General features: G+C 34.4%; 13 protein-coding genes, 2 tRNA genes and 1 pseudogene. 9 read left to right on the plus strand and 7 right to left on the minus strand.

The annotated features are described in order from the left end of the window. Position 1 precedes the first annotated feature (1 nt). From QO182_RS05205 to QO182_RS05215, 3 genes are all read right to left on the minus strand, one after another. On the minus strand, positions 2-2,890 hold the full coding sequence (locus QO182_RS05205) for a T9SS type B sorting domain-containing protein (protein WP_371560302.1): 2,889 nt from the start codon (positions 2,888-2,890) through the stop codon (positions 2-4). A 73-nt stretch (positions 2,891-2,963) separates the two neighbouring features. Beyond that, on the minus strand, positions 2,964-3,503 hold the full coding sequence (locus QO182_RS05210) for an RNA methyltransferase (protein WP_371535746.1): 540 nt from the start codon (positions 3,501-3,503) through the stop codon (positions 2,964-2,966). Positions 3,504-3,578: 75 nt separating this feature from the next. Next, entirely contained in the window at positions 3,579-4,013 is a 435-nt protein-coding gene (locus tag QO182_RS05215) for a DUF1573 domain-containing protein (protein WP_371535749.1), read from the minus strand. Between the two features lie 161 nt (positions 4,014-4,174). On the opposite strand from QO182_RS05215, the gene mutS reads away from it, so the two are divergent. The 4 genes from mutS to QO182_RS05235 all read left to right on the plus strand — a co-directional run bounded on the left by mutS (position 4,175) and on the right by QO182_RS05235 (position 7,661). Next, positions 4,175-6,811, plus strand: a complete 2,637-nt coding sequence (mutS, locus tag QO182_RS05220) for a DNA mismatch repair protein MutS (protein WP_371560304.1) — start codon at positions 4,175-4,177, stop codon at positions 6,809-6,811. A gap of 149 nt (positions 6,812-6,960) precedes the next feature. Further along, positions 6,961-7,033 (plus strand) — tRNA-Gly (locus tag QO182_RS05225). A gap of 14 nt (positions 7,034-7,047) precedes the next feature. Further along, positions 7,048-7,133 (plus strand) — tRNA-Leu (locus QO182_RS05230). Between the two features lie 180 nt (positions 7,134-7,313). After that, entirely contained in the window at positions 7,314-7,661 is a 348-nt protein-coding gene (locus QO182_RS05235; RefSeq protein ID WP_371535755.1) for a DUF1508 domain-containing protein, read from the plus strand. 135 nt (positions 7,662-7,796) lie between these two features. On the opposite strand, the gene QO182_RS05240 is transcribed toward QO182_RS05235, so the two are convergent. After that, positions 7,797-7,985 (minus strand): hypothetical protein, encoded by a 189-nt coding sequence (locus QO182_RS05240; protein WP_339918861.1) that lies wholly within the window; start codon positions 7,983-7,985, stop codon positions 7,797-7,799. 462 nt (positions 7,986-8,447) lie between these two features. Then, positions 8,448-8,780, minus strand: a pseudogene (locus QO182_RS05245) (3-deoxy-D-manno-octulosonic acid transferase); the annotation flags it as partial. A 512-nt stretch (positions 8,781-9,292) separates the two neighbouring features. Between QO182_RS05245 and QO182_RS05250 the strand changes: the two are divergent. From QO182_RS05250 to QO182_RS05260, 3 genes are all read left to right on the plus strand, one after another. Next, a complete protein-coding gene (locus QO182_RS05250) occupies positions 9,293-11,296 on the plus strand; it encodes an alpha/beta hydrolase family protein (RefSeq protein ID WP_371535758.1) in 2,004 nt (667 codons plus the stop codon). A 319-nt stretch (positions 11,297-11,615) separates the two neighbouring features. Continuing rightward, entirely contained in the window at positions 11,616-12,689 is a 1,074-nt protein-coding gene (locus tag QO182_RS05255; protein WP_371560305.1) for a sensor histidine kinase, read from the plus strand. A gap of 90 nt (positions 12,690-12,779) precedes the next feature. Beyond that, complete coding sequence (locus QO182_RS05260; protein WP_371560307.1) at positions 12,780-13,502, plus strand: LytR/AlgR family response regulator transcription factor; 723 nt, start codon at positions 12,780-12,782, stop codon at positions 13,500-13,502. Here the strand turns inward: QO182_RS05260 and QO182_RS05265 are convergent. Then, complete coding sequence (locus QO182_RS05265) at positions 13,492-14,724, minus strand: 3-deoxy-D-manno-octulosonic acid transferase (RefSeq protein WP_371560309.1); 1,233 nt, start codon at positions 14,722-14,724, stop codon at positions 13,492-13,494. The genes QO182_RS05260 and QO182_RS05265 overlap by 11 nt on opposite strands. A 221-nt stretch (positions 14,725-14,945) precedes the next feature. On the opposite strand from QO182_RS05265, the gene QO182_RS05270 reads away from it, so the two are divergent. Both QO182_RS05270 and galE read left to right on the plus strand, forming a co-directional pair. Then, positions 14,946-16,076 (plus strand): DegT/DnrJ/EryC1/StrS family aminotransferase, encoded by a 1,131-nt coding sequence (locus QO182_RS05270; RefSeq protein WP_371560311.1) that lies wholly within the window; start codon positions 14,946-14,948, stop codon positions 16,074-16,076. Between the two features lie 58 nt (positions 16,077-16,134). Further along, positions 16,135-17,154, plus strand: coding sequence for a UDP-glucose 4-epimerase GalE (gene galE / locus QO182_RS05275; protein ID WP_371560313.1), 1,020 nt, complete (start codon positions 16,135-16,137; stop codon positions 17,152-17,154). Between the two features lie 37 nt (positions 17,155-17,191). On the opposite strand, the gene QO182_RS05280 is transcribed toward galE, so the two are convergent. After that, complete coding sequence (locus QO182_RS05280) at positions 17,192-17,443, minus strand: hypothetical protein (RefSeq protein ID WP_371535775.1); 252 nt, start codon at positions 17,441-17,443, stop codon at positions 17,192-17,194. Positions 17,444-17,473 lie beyond the last annotated feature (30 nt).

Raw genomic sequence — 17,473 nt, forward strand, 5'->3', positions numbered from 1 at the left:
TTTATCTTTTTAATGTAAAATGACCTCGTATTTCTGACTTGGTATTGTCTAGTTTTAAACGGTACCAATAATCATCTGTAGGTAAATTTTTGCTATAGTATTTTCCATCCCAACTATTATTAGAAGAGTTTAGTTCTATAATTAACTTACCATATCGGTCAAAGATTTGAGCGATTGAATTAGGGTAATCCACCATTTCATTTATTCTCCATACATCGTTAAAGCCGTCATTATTTGGTGTGAAAAATTCAGGAATAGTAAAGATTATGAATTGTTGCGTTACTATATTACAACCATTATTTTCTCTTACAAAAGCCGTGTGTTGGCCAGTTGGAATATAAGAAAATTGATTTAAAGCTTGAAAATCTGTGCTGTTAATCGAGTATTCAAAATAGTCTTCAGGGTTTTCGAGTTCTATTACGATTGAATTTTCATTTACAGCAATTGAACTGATAATAGGTTGTGGATGTTCGATTACACTAATGTCTTTTTTGGATTCACAAGAAATAATCGTGGGTGAACTAATTGTCACGCTATGATTCCCTATTGTAGAAGCAACAATAGTCTGAGTAGTTTCGCCTCCTGGGGACCATAGATAGATCATGTTTGGTATTGAAGCGTCTAATGTCGTAGTTTCTCCTTGGCATAAAATCACTTCCTCGGTAATTGTATTTATAGGGAATACTGTTGCTGTGACTGGAGTTCTGTTGCTTTTGCAACCATTTGAAACGGCCTCAGCATAATAGGTTGTTGATGTGTTTAAGGCTAGGGTTGTAAATGAATTCCCAGTAAATATTGGTGAACCTCCGATAGCAACATCAAACCAATTTACATTTCCAGTAGAAGGATTAGCTTCAAGAATTACTGATCCTGAACCACAACGAGATGATGCAGTTGTTGCTGTAATTGTGGGAGAATTATTAACTGTAGCTGTAATGGCAGTTCGTGATAAGCTTGTACAACCGTCAGCAATGGCTTCAGCGTAATAGGTTGTAGTGGTCGAGATACTTGGAGTTGTGAATGTTGATCCAGTGGCTAAAATACTTCCTCCGGTGGAAACGTTATACCAATTGATTGTTCCTGCAAAGGCTACTGCTCCTAAAGTTACAGTTCCAGAATTACAAACTGAACCTGGAGTTGTGGCTGTAATTGTTGGAGGTGATTTTATTATTGCAGTAACTTCTGTTCTAAGGTTGCTTGGGCAATTTCCATCTGTGGCATCTACGAAATAGGAGGTTGTTGTAGATAGAACTGGAGTTGTGTAACTGTTTGCTGTTGCTAAAGAAGTTCCGCCAGTTGCATTTGCGTACCAGTTTATTGCTCCGTCTGAAGCTGTTGCTTGGAGAGTGACAGTTCCTGATCCGCATCGAGGGTCTCCAGTTGAACTTGTTATTTTGGGGATTGTTATCGTAGTAAATGCTGCTATGTTTAAAATAGGGTCTCCGGGCATTCCTCCGTATTCTACAATGTAGCCCTTAGGTTGATAATTACCGGCAGGATCCCCAGTATTTGTTAAGTCATTCCAAGACCCTGTAATACCAACACCAGGTGCGGTAATGTGAGCGTAATTTTCTTGGGCTCCATTGTACTGATTTGGCTCGGCGGTATTCCAGAAGGCAAAATTATAAGGAGGTGTTGTTGAACCACTAGCGAGCCCATTCCAGAAAGTTGTTCCTGTTCCACCATTCGCAAGACCTTCAGGACCTGTTACCCATTTCCACACGCCTTCAGTTGTAGCGTCGCTTCCGCCAATCCATCCGGCTCCTGCGGCTTGTTCTCCAGAAATCTTGGCTTCGTCTGCTGCAGTTATAGTAGCTAAGTATCCTTGTAAGCGGTAATAGTTACTTGCTTCTGCTGCTGCTTTAGCATTGGTCCATGTAATTCCTAAATTAGAGAAATATTGATAATAATGACCATTTGATGGTAAATAATTAGCCTCACCAATACTTATTGAAAAATCGCGAATACCAGATGGAGAATTATTTGAGTTACTAAATACTACGTCTTTAATGGCAGCGATAAAATCAATATAGGGAACTTGAGCGTTTGTTTGATTGTGTAATTTTAGCTTTCCCGTTGTTGGATCCCAATTGGATGTAATGTTGTAAGTGTCGACAAAAGATAACTTATCTTGTCCATTAACATATCCAGAAGATATTTGAATGTAAATGGCATCTGTGCTTGTATCATCAGGATCTGTTATAGTTACTGCGGTAGCTATTTTTAGTGATGATTGTGGGCAATAGACTTGATTACCGGTTGCTGTAATTATTGGAGCGACGTTTACTTGACAAGTTTCTGAAAAACGTGAAGTTAAATCTTTAAAAACAGTGTAACTGGCATTAAAGTAAGCTACATTATCAACTAAAATACACGATAGATCGGGGTTTAAAGTGGAATCAAGAGCTGAATTATTTCCGTTTTTTAAGTTTAGTGTTGTAAGTTCATTGTTCCTACAGTCTAACCGCGCAAGGTTGGTGTTTTTAGAAACGTCTAGACTTGTTAATTGATTTTGTGCGCAGCTTATCTGTGTTAAATTAATATTCTTAGAAACATCTAGGGTTTTTAAACCGTTTTGATCGCAGAATAAAACTTGTAAATTGACATTTTGAGAAAGATCTAAACTGTCAAATTGATTTCCTATGCTGGTGGCGAGATAAATCAAACTCGTAAAACTTTCTATGCCTGTTAAGTCAGTAATGTTAGCAAATTGAAGATTTATACTTGAAACTCCACTCACATTAGCCGTAAGTACTCTTCCGTCAATTGGACCGATATCTATGCCTCTGTTAATCAATGCTTGTTCAAAATTAGCATCGGGAATTGTCGTGTACTGTGCTTGCAAGGCAATTGTAGTAAGTAGGATAAAAAGTAAGAATAGCTTTTTCATGAAAATAATAATAATTGGCAAAATAATGATAATCAATGAAATTATATTATTATGAGCCGATTATTTATGTTTCTTATTTTGAGGGCCAATTCATTTTAGAAAATAAATCCCAAACTACGATCCCTGCGCTTACGGAGATGTTTAAAGAATGTTTAGTACCAAGTTGGGGAATTTCGATACATCCGTCACATAATGCAACAGCTTCTTGAGAGACACCATGAACTTCATTTCCAAAAACCAAAGCATATTTTTTGTTTTTCTCGACTTTGAAATCCTGAAGAAAAATAGCGCTTTCTACTTGCTCGATTGCGAGTGTGGTAACGTCTTCTTTTTTTAAGTTTTCGATTACTTCAAGAACATTTTGGTTGTGTTCCCAAGTTACCGTTTCAGTTGCTCCAAGTGCTGTTTTGTGAATTTCTTTATTTGGGGGTGTTGCAGTGATACCACACAAATATATTTTTTCGATTAAAAAGGCATCGGCAGTTCTAAATACAGAGCCAATATTGTGTAAACTACGGATGTCATCTAAGATTAGAATAATAGATGTCTTTTCTGAGCTTTTAAAATCTTCAACGGATTTTCTTTCTAATTCGCTGTTTTCTAGCTTTCTCATTCTTCTTGGGAATTATTTAAATAAAAAAAAGCTTCCGGAACTATGGAAGCTTTTTTATAATGCTGTAATTAAAATTTAGCTTTTTGAAGCATCATCACCTAAAACAATACCTTTTATAGTAAGAATCTTAGTTGCTTGTCCACTAGCATTTGAAGTTACTGTCACTGTTTTAGTGAAGGCTCCAACTCTGTCAGTTGCATATTTTACACCAATAACACCTTTTGCTCCTGGAGCAATTGGCTCTTTTGGAGAAGTAGGAACAGTACAACCGCATGAACCTTGAGTATTTGTTATGATTAAAGGTTTAGTACCATTATTAGTAAAAACAAATTCGCGTTTTCCGTCTGAATTGTGAGCAACCGTTCCGTAATCAATTGTTTCTGAAACAAAAACTAACCCAGCTCCATCAACTTTGGCAACTTTTGCTTTTATTTTTTTTGTAGTTTCTTGTGCATTAGAAGTAGTTACTCCTAGAATAGTGAGCATCGCTAGTACAATTATTTTCTTCATTACTTTTTGATTTTATTATTAGTAGAACAAAATTAAAGAAAAAATCATGCCAATAGCTTAATTTTTCCTTAAAAATGGTTTTAATTTTTGAAGTGATAGTTATTCGCTATAAAATATTTAAATTCGCTGTCACATTTTACATTAATTAAATACAATATAAGTTGGCATCTAAAGATAAAGAAGTTAAGGAAACACCATTAATGAAACAATATAATGAAATCAAAAGGAAGTATCCTGATGCTTGTTTGTTGTTCAGAGTAGGTGATTTTTACGAAACATTTGGAGATGATGCTGTTAGGGCTTCCAAAATATTGGGAATAACCCTGACAAAGCGTGGTGCGGGTTCTGCAACAGAGACTGCATTAGCTGGTTTTCCGCATCATTCCATCAATACGTATTTGCCAAAATTAGTAAAAGCTGGACTTCGTGTTGCTATTTGTGACCAACTTGAAGATCCTAAAATGACTAAAACCATTGTGAAAAGAGGAGTGACTGAGCTTGTGACTCCGGGAGTTTCCATGAATGATGAGGTTTTGCAATCTAAGGCAAATAATTTTTTAGCTTCCGTTTTTTTTGCCAATAAGTCAATTGGAATTTCTTTTTTAGACGTTTCAACTGGGGAGTTTCTTACGGCTCAGGGAAATGCAGAATATATAGACAAGCTATTACAGAACTTCAGTCCTAGTGAAGTTTTGATTCAAAAAAATAATAAAAATGATTTCAAGGAAAACTTTGGGGATGACTACCACTGTTTTTATTTGGAAGATTGGATTTATAAAGAAGACTACGCATTCGAAATCCTGACCAAGCATTTTCAAACAGTGTCTTTAAAAGGATTTGGTATTGAGGATTTGAAAGAAGGAATTATAGCATCAGGTGCTATTTTATATTACCTATCTGAAACACAACATAATAGAGTGCAGCATATCACGGCAATTCAACGAATAGCTGAAGATGCTTATGTATGGATGGATCGATTTACGATTCGGAATCTGGAATTGTACCACAGTTATAATCCAAATGCGGTGACGCTGCTAGATGTTATTGATAAAACGCTTTCGCCAATGGGTGGTCGTTTACTGAAACGTTGGTTGGCATTACCTTTAAAAGACAGTAATAAAATACGAAGCCGTCACAAGGTTGTTTCTTACTTACAAGAAAATCAGGAGGTGCTGCAAAAAATGCAATACCAAATAAAGCAAATTTCCGACTTAGAGCGTTTAATTTCTAAAATAGCCGCAGGGAAAGTGTCGCCACGTGAAGTGGTTTATTTGAAGGAATCTTTAGACGCTATTATTCCTATAAAAACCTTGGCGTTAGAAAGTCCGCAAGAAGCGGTGAAGATCATTGGTGACAGTTTGCATAGCTGCGATTTATTGCGGGAAAAAATCAAAACTACCTTAAATCAAGATGCGCCGGTCGCGATCGCTAAAGGTAATGCTATTGCAAAAGGTGTTAATGCTGAATTAGATGATTTACGTGCGATTTCAACGTCTGGGAAGGAGTTTTTGGATGGAATTGAAAAAAGAGAGTCTCAATTGACAGGTATTTCTTCGTTGAAAATTTCATTTAATAATGTTTTTGGGTATTACATCGAAGTTAGAAACCTGCACAAAGATAAAGTTCCTGCGGAGTGGATTAGAAAACAAACCTTAGTAAATGCAGAGCGTTATATTACCGAGGAGTTGAAGGAATATGAAACTAAGATACTAGGTGCTGAGGAAAAAATACAAAAAATAGAGGCAGAGTTGTTTGAGCAATTAGTTGCTTGGATTGCAACGTATATAAAGCCAGTTCAACTGAATGCTAATTTGGTGGCTCAGTTAGATTGTCTGTGTTCTTTTACCCAATTAGCTATTGAGAATAGATATGTTTGTCCTGAACTAGATGAAACATTCGAACTGGAAATCAAGAATGGAAGACATCCTGTTATCGAAAAACAATTGGCTGTTGGGATGCCTTATATTGCTAATGATGTATTTCTCGATCGAGAAACTCAGCAGCTGATCATGATTACGGGACCCAATATGTCTGGAAAATCAGCTATTTTACGCCAAACAGCTTTAATTGTACTCTTAGCTCAAATGGGGAGTTTTGTTCCCGCAGACAGCGTGAGAATGGGAGTAGTCGATAAAATATTCACCAGAGTGGGGGCTAGCGATAATATTTCGATGGGAGAATCTACTTTTATGGTCGAAATGAATGAAACGGCTTCGATCTTGAATAATATTTCAGACAGGAGTTTGGTGTTGTTAGATGAAATAGGAAGAGGTACGAGTACCTATGATGGAATCTCAATTGCTTGGGCAATTGCAGAATTCTTACATGAGCATCCATCTAGGCCTAAAACACTATTTGCAACGCATTATCATGAGTTAAATGAGATGAGTGAATCTTTACCTCGAATTCAGAATTATAATGTGGCGGTGAAGGAGTTAAAAGACACGGTTCTTTTTGTTAGAAAATTAGTAAAAGGAGGAAGTGCTCATAGTTTTGGAATTCATGTAGCAAAAATGGCCGGGATGCCGCAAATCGTAATTTTAAAAGCGCAAAAGCTTTTAAAGAAATTAGAGAAGAATCATTCTAGTGATATGTTGAACGGAATCAAATCTGAAAAAGATGGCTCGAGCCTGAAAGGCGAACAGGCGGAGCAAATGCAGATGAGTTTCTTTAATTTGGACGATCCTTTATTGGAAGAAATCAAAGAAGAGATTATAAATCTTGATATAAATACCGTAACTCCTGTTGAGGCTTTGATGAAACTCAATGAAATCAAGAGAATGCTTACTCGAAAATAATTTTTTTTATTTTTAAAGTTTAGGTTATCAAAACGTTAGCTTTTTTATTTAATTTTTTTCTAAAAAACGCTTGTTTAATTCAATAAATGTCCTAAATTTGCATCCGCAATACAGAACAAGTATCGCGGTTCTTTTTAAGGATTGAAAATGCGAAAATAGCTCAGTTGGTAGAGCGCGACCTTGCCAAGGTCGAGGTCGCGGGTTCGAGCCCCGTTTTTCGCTCGACACCATATAATGCTCGGATGGTGAAATTGGTAGACACGCTGGACTTAAAATCCAGTGAACAGCAATGTTCGTGCGGGTTCAAGTCCCGCTCTGAGTACTAAGAAAGCTTCAAACTATGTTTGGAGCTTTTTTTTTTGTTTAAAATCGAAACCTTTTTTAGGAAGATGTTGATTTAAGATTGTATTTTCGGTGGATTGGTTTTCTATGTGTAGTTTGTTATTGTAAAAGCTAGTTTAGTCTTTGTTTATAATGATCTGTTTTATTTCAATAATTATTTATGGCGACTTTTGTAATTAGTAAAAGATTTAGTGGTGATTATAAGTTTGAATTTACTTCCAGAAAAGGGAAGACAATTTTTACGAGTAACGCATATGAGTTGCGAATGGATTGCGAATCGGCAGCAGAACACATACGGTCGGTTTTAGAGACTTGTTCTTATGTGAAGTTTAAAACGACTAAGGGAAAGTTTTTCTTTAGGGTAGTCGTTGAAAATGTGGTAGTAGCAACAAGTAGAAAGTATAGTACAGAGTTGATGGTTCAAAAAGGGATTCTCGAGATAACTAAATATGGTCCAATCTCGGAGATATTGGATTTTTCGAATAATAATTTTGTTTTTGAAGATTGACGCAAGTTGTTTTAATAGGGGTAAAAAAGGGTCTCTGAAATAAGTATTTCAGAGACCCTTTTTTAGGAATTCCTATAAATAAAAAAAGCCATCTCGCTTGCGCGGATGGCTTTAATTTTGTGATGTAATTTAAAATTACTCAGCAGCAGGTGCTTCAACAGCAGCAGAATCAACAGCTACAGCAACAGTATCAACAGCAACAGAATCAACAGCTACAACAGTAGTGTCAGCAGCCATAGTTTCTTCAGCAGCAGCGTCAGATTTTTTACAAGATACAACAGTTAAAACAGCAACAACAGCTAAACTTAAAAATACTTTTTTCATCTTAATTTAATATAAAGGTTAATTATTAATTCGACGCAAAGATATAAAATATTTGATATGTAAATTTTTTTTTTGTTTTTTTTTTAAAATATTTTTGTTTTTTTTTATTTGCTCATTTTTACAGTCACAGTACCTATTGATGAGGATTGTACAGTAGAATGTTTTTGGGAGAACTATTAATTTAGTACTGATCTATTTTCTGCTATAATAAATGGAACTCTTTTTACGAAATAGAAGCGCTAGGTTTTTTAATTAATTGAGGGTAAATAAATTAGCTTTTCATAGCAGAGAATGCTGTTATGCTAGTCTCTGCTTTTTTATCGTTGCTTTTTATTTTTGAGAAACTATTTTTTAGTTAATGGTTAACCAAAACTATTCTTACAATAAATCAGGAACTCGTTTTGTACGATTATGAAGAATTATACGTCCGTCTAAATTAGCAATGGGAGTTCAATTTGAACGCTATTGAGCAATGTTTTTCATGATCATATTTGTTGCTCCTTTATTCATCTGAACAAAAGTGCTGCAGATATGACCTTTTTCGCTGCGGAAGTTGGCATCTACAAGTAAGTCTTTAAAAGCAGCGTTTAATTGGGCTTTGTCAGAAACAGAGATGCATCCTCCCATATTAACTAAAGCAGTTGCTTCTGCAAAATGAGAATAATTTGGACCAATTACTATTGGGATTCCAAAAGTAGCGGGTTCCAGTAAGTTGTGTACGCCAGGATTGCCGAAACCACCACCTACAAAGGCGATATCTGCATAGCTATAGATTTTGACTGTGATTCTAACGGTATACATGTTGGGGATTTTGATTTTATCAGTTTTACCGTTCGCCATTTTGAAATGGCCACTCGTCATTTTTTAAGAAAATTTTAAAAGCCGCCGTTATACATTTGCCTCATCAAAAAATAAAAAAACATAATAATGAAAACAGAAAAGAGTAGTGCGAAAAAGATAATATTGAGTTTCGCTGTAGGTGCGGTATTTGGAGTTGCCGGATATTATTTGCTTAAATACCTGTATTTGTTAATTTAAGTGGTCGAATTGGAATTCGCTCTATAGTTATGTTGGCTCTTGCTTTCACTATAACTGTCAAAATTAGCAATGCTATAAATAGAAATGTATCAATTAAAAGATGCTCTTAAGTAGAAGTTTCACAATCAATAAAACTTAATAAAATGAAAAATTTAAATTTTAAAACTATAGCTATACGCGTAGTACTGTTAATTATAGGAGTAATGCTTACCATTTTTATCGCAGGAGTGGTAGTTGGTATTAATAAAATTTTATAAATAATTGTAATCATGAAAAAAATACAAATAACTTTATTAGCATGTAGCTTTCTCTTGACGGTAAATACTTTTGCACAAGAAGGTAAATCCGTAACTTCAAAACTGGATACTAATTTATTGGCGTCTTCAAAAGAAGTATTGGATGAATTAGCTTCATTTGAAAAAGGGAATTATAAATATTCTGTTGAAGATTTTTTCGCCAAACCTAAGGCTAGAACATTTAGATTGTCGCCAAACGGGGAGTATATGTCCTATTTTGAAAAAGATGTAAATGGTAAAAGTCATGTTTATGTAAAAAACACCAAAACAAATGAAGTGACATTAGCTATTGAAGAGAAAAAAGAATTAATTAGAAGTTACGAATGGTTAAACAACACGCGCTTAGGGTATGTCATGGATAAAGGAGGGAATGAAAATAAACATATTTATTCGGCTAATATCGATGGAACTAACATATTAGATCTAACTCCTTTTGAGGGGGTGCAGGCCTCTATTTCTATGATTCTGAAGGAGCAAAAAGAATTTATTGTTGTTATGATGAATAAAGACAATCCGCAGGTAATGGAGCCTTATAAAATTAATATTACCACTGGAGTATTTGAAAAATTATATGCCAATGCAGATCTGAAAAATCCTATCGCGGTGTATAATTTTGATAAAGATGGGGTTTTAAAAGGTTTTGTGAAACAATTCAATAGTGTTGATTATCAATATTATTATAAAGCTGCAAATGATACTGAATTTAAATTAGTCAAAGAATTTGGTTCATCAGACACCTTTGGTGTGTTAAAATTTAATTATGCAAGTGAAAATCCTGACGATGCTTATGTTGTTACGAATTTGGATTCAGACAAGATGAAAATTGTTTTATATGATTTGAAGCAAAATAAAATATTGAAAGAAATATTTTCTAACGAAACCTATGACGCATCTATTTTTAGTTTATCTGAAAAAAGAAATTATGAATTAGATTATGTTGGTTTTAACGGAGAGAAGATTACGGTAATTCCATTGAGTAAGACTTTTAAAAAAATAAATAAAAGATTGTCTGCAGAATTTGGGAAGCAACAGTTTAGAATTGTTTCTCAAAATGACAATGAAGATAAAATGTTAATAATTGTTGATAGTGATAAAATATTTGGAAAATATTATCAATATGATGTTTTGACGGATAAAATTAATTTTATGTATGATTTAATGCCCAAATTAAAGGAAGATGAAATGGCGGTAATGCAACCGATAACTTTTAAAAGCAGAGATGGTTTGACCATACACGGATATATAACATTGCCAAAAGAAGCAATGCAAGGAAAAAAAGTTCCGTTAATCGTGAATCCGCACGGTGGTCCTCAAGGAGTAAGGGATTCATGGGGTTATAATCAAGAATCGCAATTGTTTGCCAGTCGGGGTTACGCCACCTTACATGTTAATTTTAGAATTTCAGGAGGGTATGGGAAAGAATTTTTGAAAGCAGGTTACAATCAAATTGGCCGAAAAGTGATGGAAGATATTGAAGATGGCGTTCAGTATGTACTACAAAAAGGCTGGGTAGACAAAAATAAAATTGCAATTTATGGAGCCAGTCATGGAGGATACGCCACTTTAATGGGATTAGTTAAGACTCCGGACTTGTATGCTTGTGGTGTCGATTATGTTGGTGTTTCTAGTATTGAAACATTCTTCTCTTCCTTTCCTGAGTACTGGAAGCCTTATAAAGAAGCAGTAAAAAAGATTTGGTATAATCTGGATAACGCTGAAGAAGCAAAAATTGCTAAGCAGGTGTCACCGTTGTATCAAGTCGATAAAATTACAAAGCCATTGTTCGTTATACAAGGCGCAAATGATCCAAGAGTAAAAATGGCAGAATCTGACCAAATCGTGACGGCATTAAGAACAAAAGGATTTGCGGTCCCTTACATGTTAAAGTATAACGAAGGACATGGGTTTGCAAGAGAGGAAAATCAAATCGAATTATATAAAACAATGATGGGTTTTTTCGCTCAACACTTAAACTAATTATTAAACCTTTATCTTTGGTAGAGTATAGCTTTGCCAAAGGTTTAATGTATTCAACCTAAACTTTTAAAAAGATGATACAAATTATGTTGTTTTTAGTTAATACCATTATTGAGTTTTTAGTTTATATTGTGAATGAAATTATTTAAAAGCTACTAACACCATTTTGTGAATTTGATGGGTTTCGTAATGTATAAAAGGATATGAAATTAAAAAAAAATATAGTAACAATAATTGTACTGATCGCTGTTGTTGTATGGATTGTTTTTATGAGTGGGATTGTAAATGGGTATACTGATGAAATAAACGTTATCAAAAAATGAAATTAAATAAAAATATTAAATTCATATTTTATCAGTTTTTATTTTGGGGAGTAATTTTTGGGTTTACATTTTTACCACAAATTATTATTCCTAAAAGAAACGTTCTTAATTATGAAACGTGGCAGTTGTGCTTGGATTACTTTATGAATGTATTGTTTCTTATAGTGATATGCTTAGGGATTAGGCATGCTTTTAACAGTAGAATTAATCTCGTTGAGTTTAATGGGTGGGAACTTACTAAATTTATATTTCTTTTTATTTTAGCAGCTTTTTTATATTACTTAGTACTTAAGTCATACAATTATTTTGTTTTGACTTATGTTTATAAAAGGCCGGATGTGTTTAATCATCCCTCCCAAAAAATGAAAGCGCAAGTAGCTTTTGCTATTATCATGTGTTTCATTTTCTTTTTGTGGACATTGTTTTACACCGTATACAAGTCAACACTTCAGTTAAAAGATAATATTTTGGAAAGATCTTTACTCGAATCCACGCTGAAAGAATCTCAGCTTAATGCCTTAAAAGGTCAGATCAATCCACACTTTATGTTTAATAGTTTAAATAACATAAGAGGTTTGATTTTAGAAAATCCAGAAAAGTCTCGTGAAATGATTACTCGTTTGTCTGAAATGCTGCGGTATTCCTTGACCAAGAGCAATATAGATACTATTGTTATGGAAGAAGAACTGGAAATGGTCGATAATTTTATTGCCATTTCCAAAATTCAACTTGAAGACCGATTGCAGTATGTAAAAGAAATTCAAGCCGAAACCATTAAGCTTCAAATACCGCCGATGATTATTCAGCTACTGATTGAAAATGCGATCAAACATGGAGTTTCAAAATTAAAAGAAGGGGGCGAAGTCAGATTGAGTACTATTTTTGACGGTAATTTTTTAACCATTATGGTGCGCAATTCAGGGAAGTTGGTGCTGGGTGAAAATTCGACCCAACTTGGGATTAAAAACATCAAAGAAAGAATTTCTTTATTGTACGGTAAAGAAGCTTCTTTTACTTTGGAAGAAATAAAAAGTCATGTAATTGCAAAAATTAATATCCCAATTGTTTAATAGATAAAATGAGCATACCGAGGATTCTGTGCAAACACCGATTAAACCTATGCGAACTACTTATTCCACTACTAACAATATTTCCTATATATGAAAACTATTAAAGCTGTCATAGTTGAAGATTCGCGTTTGGCTAGAAATGAGCTAAAAGAATTGTTGAAAAACCATCCCGATATAGAAGTGATTGGCGAAGCTGAAAACGTTGATGTGGGGTATGCCTTAATCAATGAAACACAACCTGATCTGCTATTTTTGGACATCAATATGCCCGAAAAAGACGGTTTTGAATTGTTGGAAATGTTAGACAATGTTCCCATAACTATTTTTACAACTGCATTTGATGAATATGCCATAAAATCATTTGAATATAATGCCTTGGATTATTTGCTAAAACCTATAAATCCTGTGAGATTTGCAAAGGCTTTAGAAAAAGTAACAACTAAGGTTCAGGAAATCTCAGAAAAACGCATTGAAAAACTATCCCTTTCTAATCAAATATTTATTAAAGATGGAGAGAAATGCTGGTTAGTTAAAATTTCAGATATTTATTTGTTTGAAGTGGATGGTAATTATACCAAGGTGTTTTTTTTAAACGAAAAAGCAATGCTTAATAAATCATTAAATCAAATAGAAAAGAAATTGCCTGAAGCATTATTTTGTAGAGCCAATAGAAACCAAATTATTAATATTGATTACATTTCTAAAATGGACGTTTGGTTCAGTGGAAATTTGTTGGCTCATTTGCATAATGATTCGAAGGTTGAAATTTCCAGAAGACAAGCATCTCATTTCAAGGAAAGGTTCAGTTTTTAATATAATTGATTATTATTCCCGTTGCCCCTTTATTCATCTGCACAAAGGTGCTGCAGATATGACCTTTTTCATTTCGGAAGCTATTGTCTATGATTAAATCTTTAAAGGCAGCAATTAATTCGGTTTTGTTAGATACAGAGATACAACCGCCCATATTGACTAAGGCGATTGCTTCGGCAAAATGAGAATAATTGGGTCCTATGATTATCGGAACTCCAAAAGTAGCGGGCTCCAGTAAGTTGTGTACGCCAGGGTTGCCAAAACCACCACCTACAAAGGCGATGTCTGCATAACTATAGATTTTAGTAAGAATACCAACAGTGTCAATAATAAACACATCAAAATCTGCAAAATTCTTACCCTTCATTTCTGAGAATAAGACTGTTTTTTTTATGATGCTGTTTTTCAACTGTTCAATTTCGTCGCTCTTGATGTTGTGAGGAGCGATAATGAATTTTACATCTAGTGTGTTTGTATTTATAAAATCTAGCAATAAGGCTTCGTCTTTTGGCCAGGAGCTTCCTACGACAATGGTTAGAGTATTGTTTTTAAATTGCGAAATATAATCTAAATCATTGTCTTTCTCTAAAATAGCGGCAACGCGGTCAAAGCGGGTGTCACCTGAAACGACCACATTAGTTTTTCCTAATTGCTGTAGTAATTTCTTGGAACCTTCGTTTTGTACAAAAAAGTAGGTAAAAGTGTCTAATGCTTTTCTATAAAAGCCTCCGTACCATTTAAAGAACATTTGTTCTTCTCTGAAAATTCCAGAGATTAGATAGGTGGGCGTATTTAGTTTGTTCAATTCATTTAAATAATTTAGCCAATATTCATATTTGATGAAAAACACCATGTCGGGATGAACGAGATCTAAGAATCGTTGCGCATTTTTTTTGGAGTCTAACGGTAAGTACACTGTTGCGTCTGCAACGGTATTGTTTTTGCGGACTTCATATCCAGACGGAGAAAAAAAAGTAAGTACTATTTTATGCTGCGGATATTTTTCTTTAATTTTTTCTATTACCGGTAATCCTTGTTCATATTCGCCTAATGAGGCCGCATGAAACCAAATTGTTTTATCCGAAGGCTTTATTTTTTGTTCTAAAGTGGTGAAAACAATTTTTCTGCCATCAATAAAAAGCTTGATTTTTGAATTGAAAAGTGCAATGACGTTGAGCAATGAACCAGTAATTTGTATTACTGTGTTATAAAGAAAAAGCATACCGGAATTTTTATTTTGCTAAAATACAGTTTCTTTTGTTTATCATTTAAATCTTACTGCTTAAATTCATATTTTTGCAGATAAGAGTTTTAATAAAGTCTAAAATAATTACTTCAATTTATAAAAGCGCCACAGCTTAATAGTAAAATAGCAATGTATCTATTTTGCTTGTTTTGGATCTTTTTTGAACGTAGAGGTTAATTGGTTTAAATTAAATATAAATGAAAAAAATCCAAATGGTTGACCTAAAAAGTCAATACGAAAAAATAAAAGAAACGGTTAATGTTTCAATTCAAGAAGTTTTAGATACCAATACGTATATCAACGGACCACAGGTTCATCAATTCCAAAAATCATTAGAAGAATATCTTGATGTGAAGCATGTGATTCCTTGTGCAAATGGAACGGATGCTTTACAAATTGCGATGATGGGATTAGATTTACAACCCGGGGACGAGGTAATCACGGCTGATTTTACTTTTGCCGCAACAGTTGAGGTGATTGCTTTATTGCAACTGACTCCTGTTTTGGTCGATGTAGATTTGGTTAATATGAACATTTCTATCGATGCAATTAAGAAAGCAATTACGCCTAAAACAAAAGCAATAGTGCCTGTTCACTTATTTGGTAGAGCTGCTAATATGGAAGCTATTATGGTAATTGCTAAAGAACATAACCTATATGTAATTGAGGATAATGCGCAGGCTATTGGTGCTAATTGTAATTTTTCTGATGGAATTAAAAAGAAAGCCGGAACTATTGGACATGTAGCTTCAACTTCATTTTTCCCATCTAAAAATTTAGGATGTTATGGCGATGGAGGAGCAATTTTTACAAATGACGATGCATTGGCTCATAAACTTCGCGGAATTGTAAATCACGGAATGTATGAGCGCTATCATCATGATGTGGTAGGAGTAAATTCTCGTTTGGATAGTATTCAAGCAGCAGTTTTAAATGCAAAATTGCCTTTATTGGATCAATATAATAGCGCCAGACAGAATGCAGCACGCAAATATTCTGCAGCATTTGAAGGACATAAAAACATCATAGCGCCAAGTATTTGTGACATCTGTGACTGTCACGTTTTTCATCAATATACTTTGCGTATTGTAGATGCAGACAGAGATGGTTTGATGAAGCATTTGTTAAGCAAAGATATTCCCTGTGCAATCTATTACCCAATTCCACTGCATTCACAAAAAGCATATTTAGATGCAAGATACAAAGAGGAAGATTTTCCTGTAACTAATCTATTGGTAACAGAAGTGATTTCTCTTCCTATGCATACGGAATTAGATGACGAACAAATAAAATTCATAACAGACAGTGTTTTAGAATTTCTTAAATAAAAAAGTGTTAAATTAGTTTATAGATTAATAAATCAACAAAACGCTAAATCAACAAAAGATGAAAATACTAGTAACGGGAGGTTTGGGTTTTATAGGGTCTCATACGGTGGTCGAATTACAAAATGAAGGTTTTGAAGTAGTGATTGTAGATGATCTTTCTAATACTTCTTTAAAAGTGTTAGATGGTATCGATGCGATTACAGGAAAAATTCCGGCATTCGAAAAATTGGATCTAAGAGATAAGAATAAAGTACAGGATTTTTTTAAAAGACACCATGACATTTCAGGGGTAATTCATTTTGCAGCTTCAAAGGCGGTGGGTGAAAGCGTTGAAAATCCGTTGTTGTATTATGAAAATAATATTAATGCCTTGGTCTATGTGTTGCAGGAATTGCAGAAAATGACCGAAGCTAACTTTATTTTTAGTTCGTCTTGTACCGTTTATGGTCAAGCCGAAAAAATGCCAATTACGGAAGACGCGTCGATTCAAATAGCGGCGTCTCCTTATGGAAATACCAAGCAAATTGGAGAGGAAATTATCACCGATGTTGCCAAAGTAACTAATATAAATGCTATTTTATTACGCTATTTCAACCCGATAGGAGCGCATCCTTCAGCTGAAATTGGAGAATTACCTATTGGAGTACCTCAAAACTTGGTACCGTTTATTACACAAACCGGTTTTGGATTGCGAAAAGAACTTTCTGTCTACGGGGATGATTATCCGACACCTGATGGAACAGCAGTAAGGGATTATATTCACGTAGTTGATTTGGCGAAAGCCCATGTAATCGCTTTGCAACGATTATTAAATAAAAAAAATATCGCTAAAGTAGAAACATTTAACTTAGGTACAGGTACAGGAAGCTCAGTCTTGGAAGTTATCAAATCTTTCGAAAAAGTAAGCGGACAAAAATTGCCCTATAAAATTGTAGCTCGCAGAGAAGGAGATATTACTTCGGCTTATGCTAATACTGATAAAGCAAATACGGTTCTTGGATGGAAAGCACAATCTACTCTTGAAGAGGCGATGGCTAGTGCCTGGAAATGGGAACAGAAGATAAGAAGTAAAGAATAAGAAAATGGCTGCCAGTTGGCAGCCATTTTTTTGTAGATTATTTTTCAGCGTCTTCTTTCATTCTGTCGGCTTTCTTGTCCATTTTTTCAGCACCTTCTTTCATCGTTTTACTAATTTTAACTTTAGTAGAATCTAAGGCTGCACCAACTTTAACGGCTGCTGTATCTACAGCATCGCCCATTTCTGTACCTATTGCATCAGTTGCTTCACCTACTTGGTCTTTAGTTTCCTGTTTACATGATGTCATTAGGGCTAAAACAAAGGCTAAACTTAAAAGTACTTTTTTCATATTTTATATGGTTTAATAATTTACATTAAT

It is taken from the genome of Flavobacterium sp. Arc2, assembly GCF_041431385.1.
Lineage (GTDB): Bacteria > Bacteroidota > Bacteroidia > Flavobacteriales > Flavobacteriaceae > Flavobacterium.

What these genes read in the sequence shown, in the direction of transcription:
- QO182_RS05205 (WP_371560302.1), bottom strand. Translation starts at nt 2,890, where the DNA reads ATGAAAAAGCTATTCTTACTTTTTATCCTACTTACTACAATTGCCTTG.
- QO182_RS05210 (WP_371535746.1), bottom strand. Translation starts at nt 3,503, where the DNA reads ATGAGAAAGCTAGAAAACAGCGAATTAGAAAGAAAATCCGTTGAAGAT.
- QO182_RS05215 (WP_371535749.1), bottom strand. Translation starts at nt 4,013, where the DNA reads ATGAAGAAAATAATTGTACTAGCGATGCTCACTATTCTAGGAGTAACT.
- QO182_RS05235 (WP_371535755.1), top strand. Translation starts at nt 7,314, where the DNA reads ATGGCGACTTTTGTAATTAGTAAAAGATTTAGTGGTGATTATAAGTTT.
- QO182_RS05240 (WP_339918861.1), bottom strand. Translation starts at nt 7,985, where the DNA reads ATGAAAAAAGTATTTTTAAGTTTAGCTGTTGTTGCTGTTTTAACTGTT.
- QO182_RS05250 (WP_371535758.1), top strand. Translation starts at nt 9,293, where the DNA reads ATGAAAAAAATACAAATAACTTTATTAGCATGTAGCTTTCTCTTGACG.
- QO182_RS05255 (WP_371560305.1), top strand. Translation starts at nt 11,616, where the DNA reads ATGAAATTAAATAAAAATATTAAATTCATATTTTATCAGTTTTTATTT.
- QO182_RS05260 (WP_371560307.1), top strand. Translation starts at nt 12,780, where the DNA reads ATGAAAACTATTAAAGCTGTCATAGTTGAAGATTCGCGTTTGGCTAGA.
- QO182_RS05265 (WP_371560309.1), bottom strand. Translation starts at nt 14,724, where the DNA reads ATGCTTTTTCTTTATAACACAGTAATACAAATTACTGGTTCATTGCTC.
- QO182_RS05270 (WP_371560311.1), top strand. Translation starts at nt 14,946, where the DNA reads ATGAAAAAAATCCAAATGGTTGACCTAAAAAGTCAATACGAAAAAATA.
- galE (WP_371560313.1), top strand. Translation starts at nt 16,135, where the DNA reads ATGAAAATACTAGTAACGGGAGGTTTGGGTTTTATAGGGTCTCATACG.
- QO182_RS05280 (WP_371535775.1), bottom strand. Translation starts at nt 17,443, where the DNA reads ATGAAAAAAGTACTTTTAAGTTTAGCCTTTGTTTTAGCCCTAATGACA.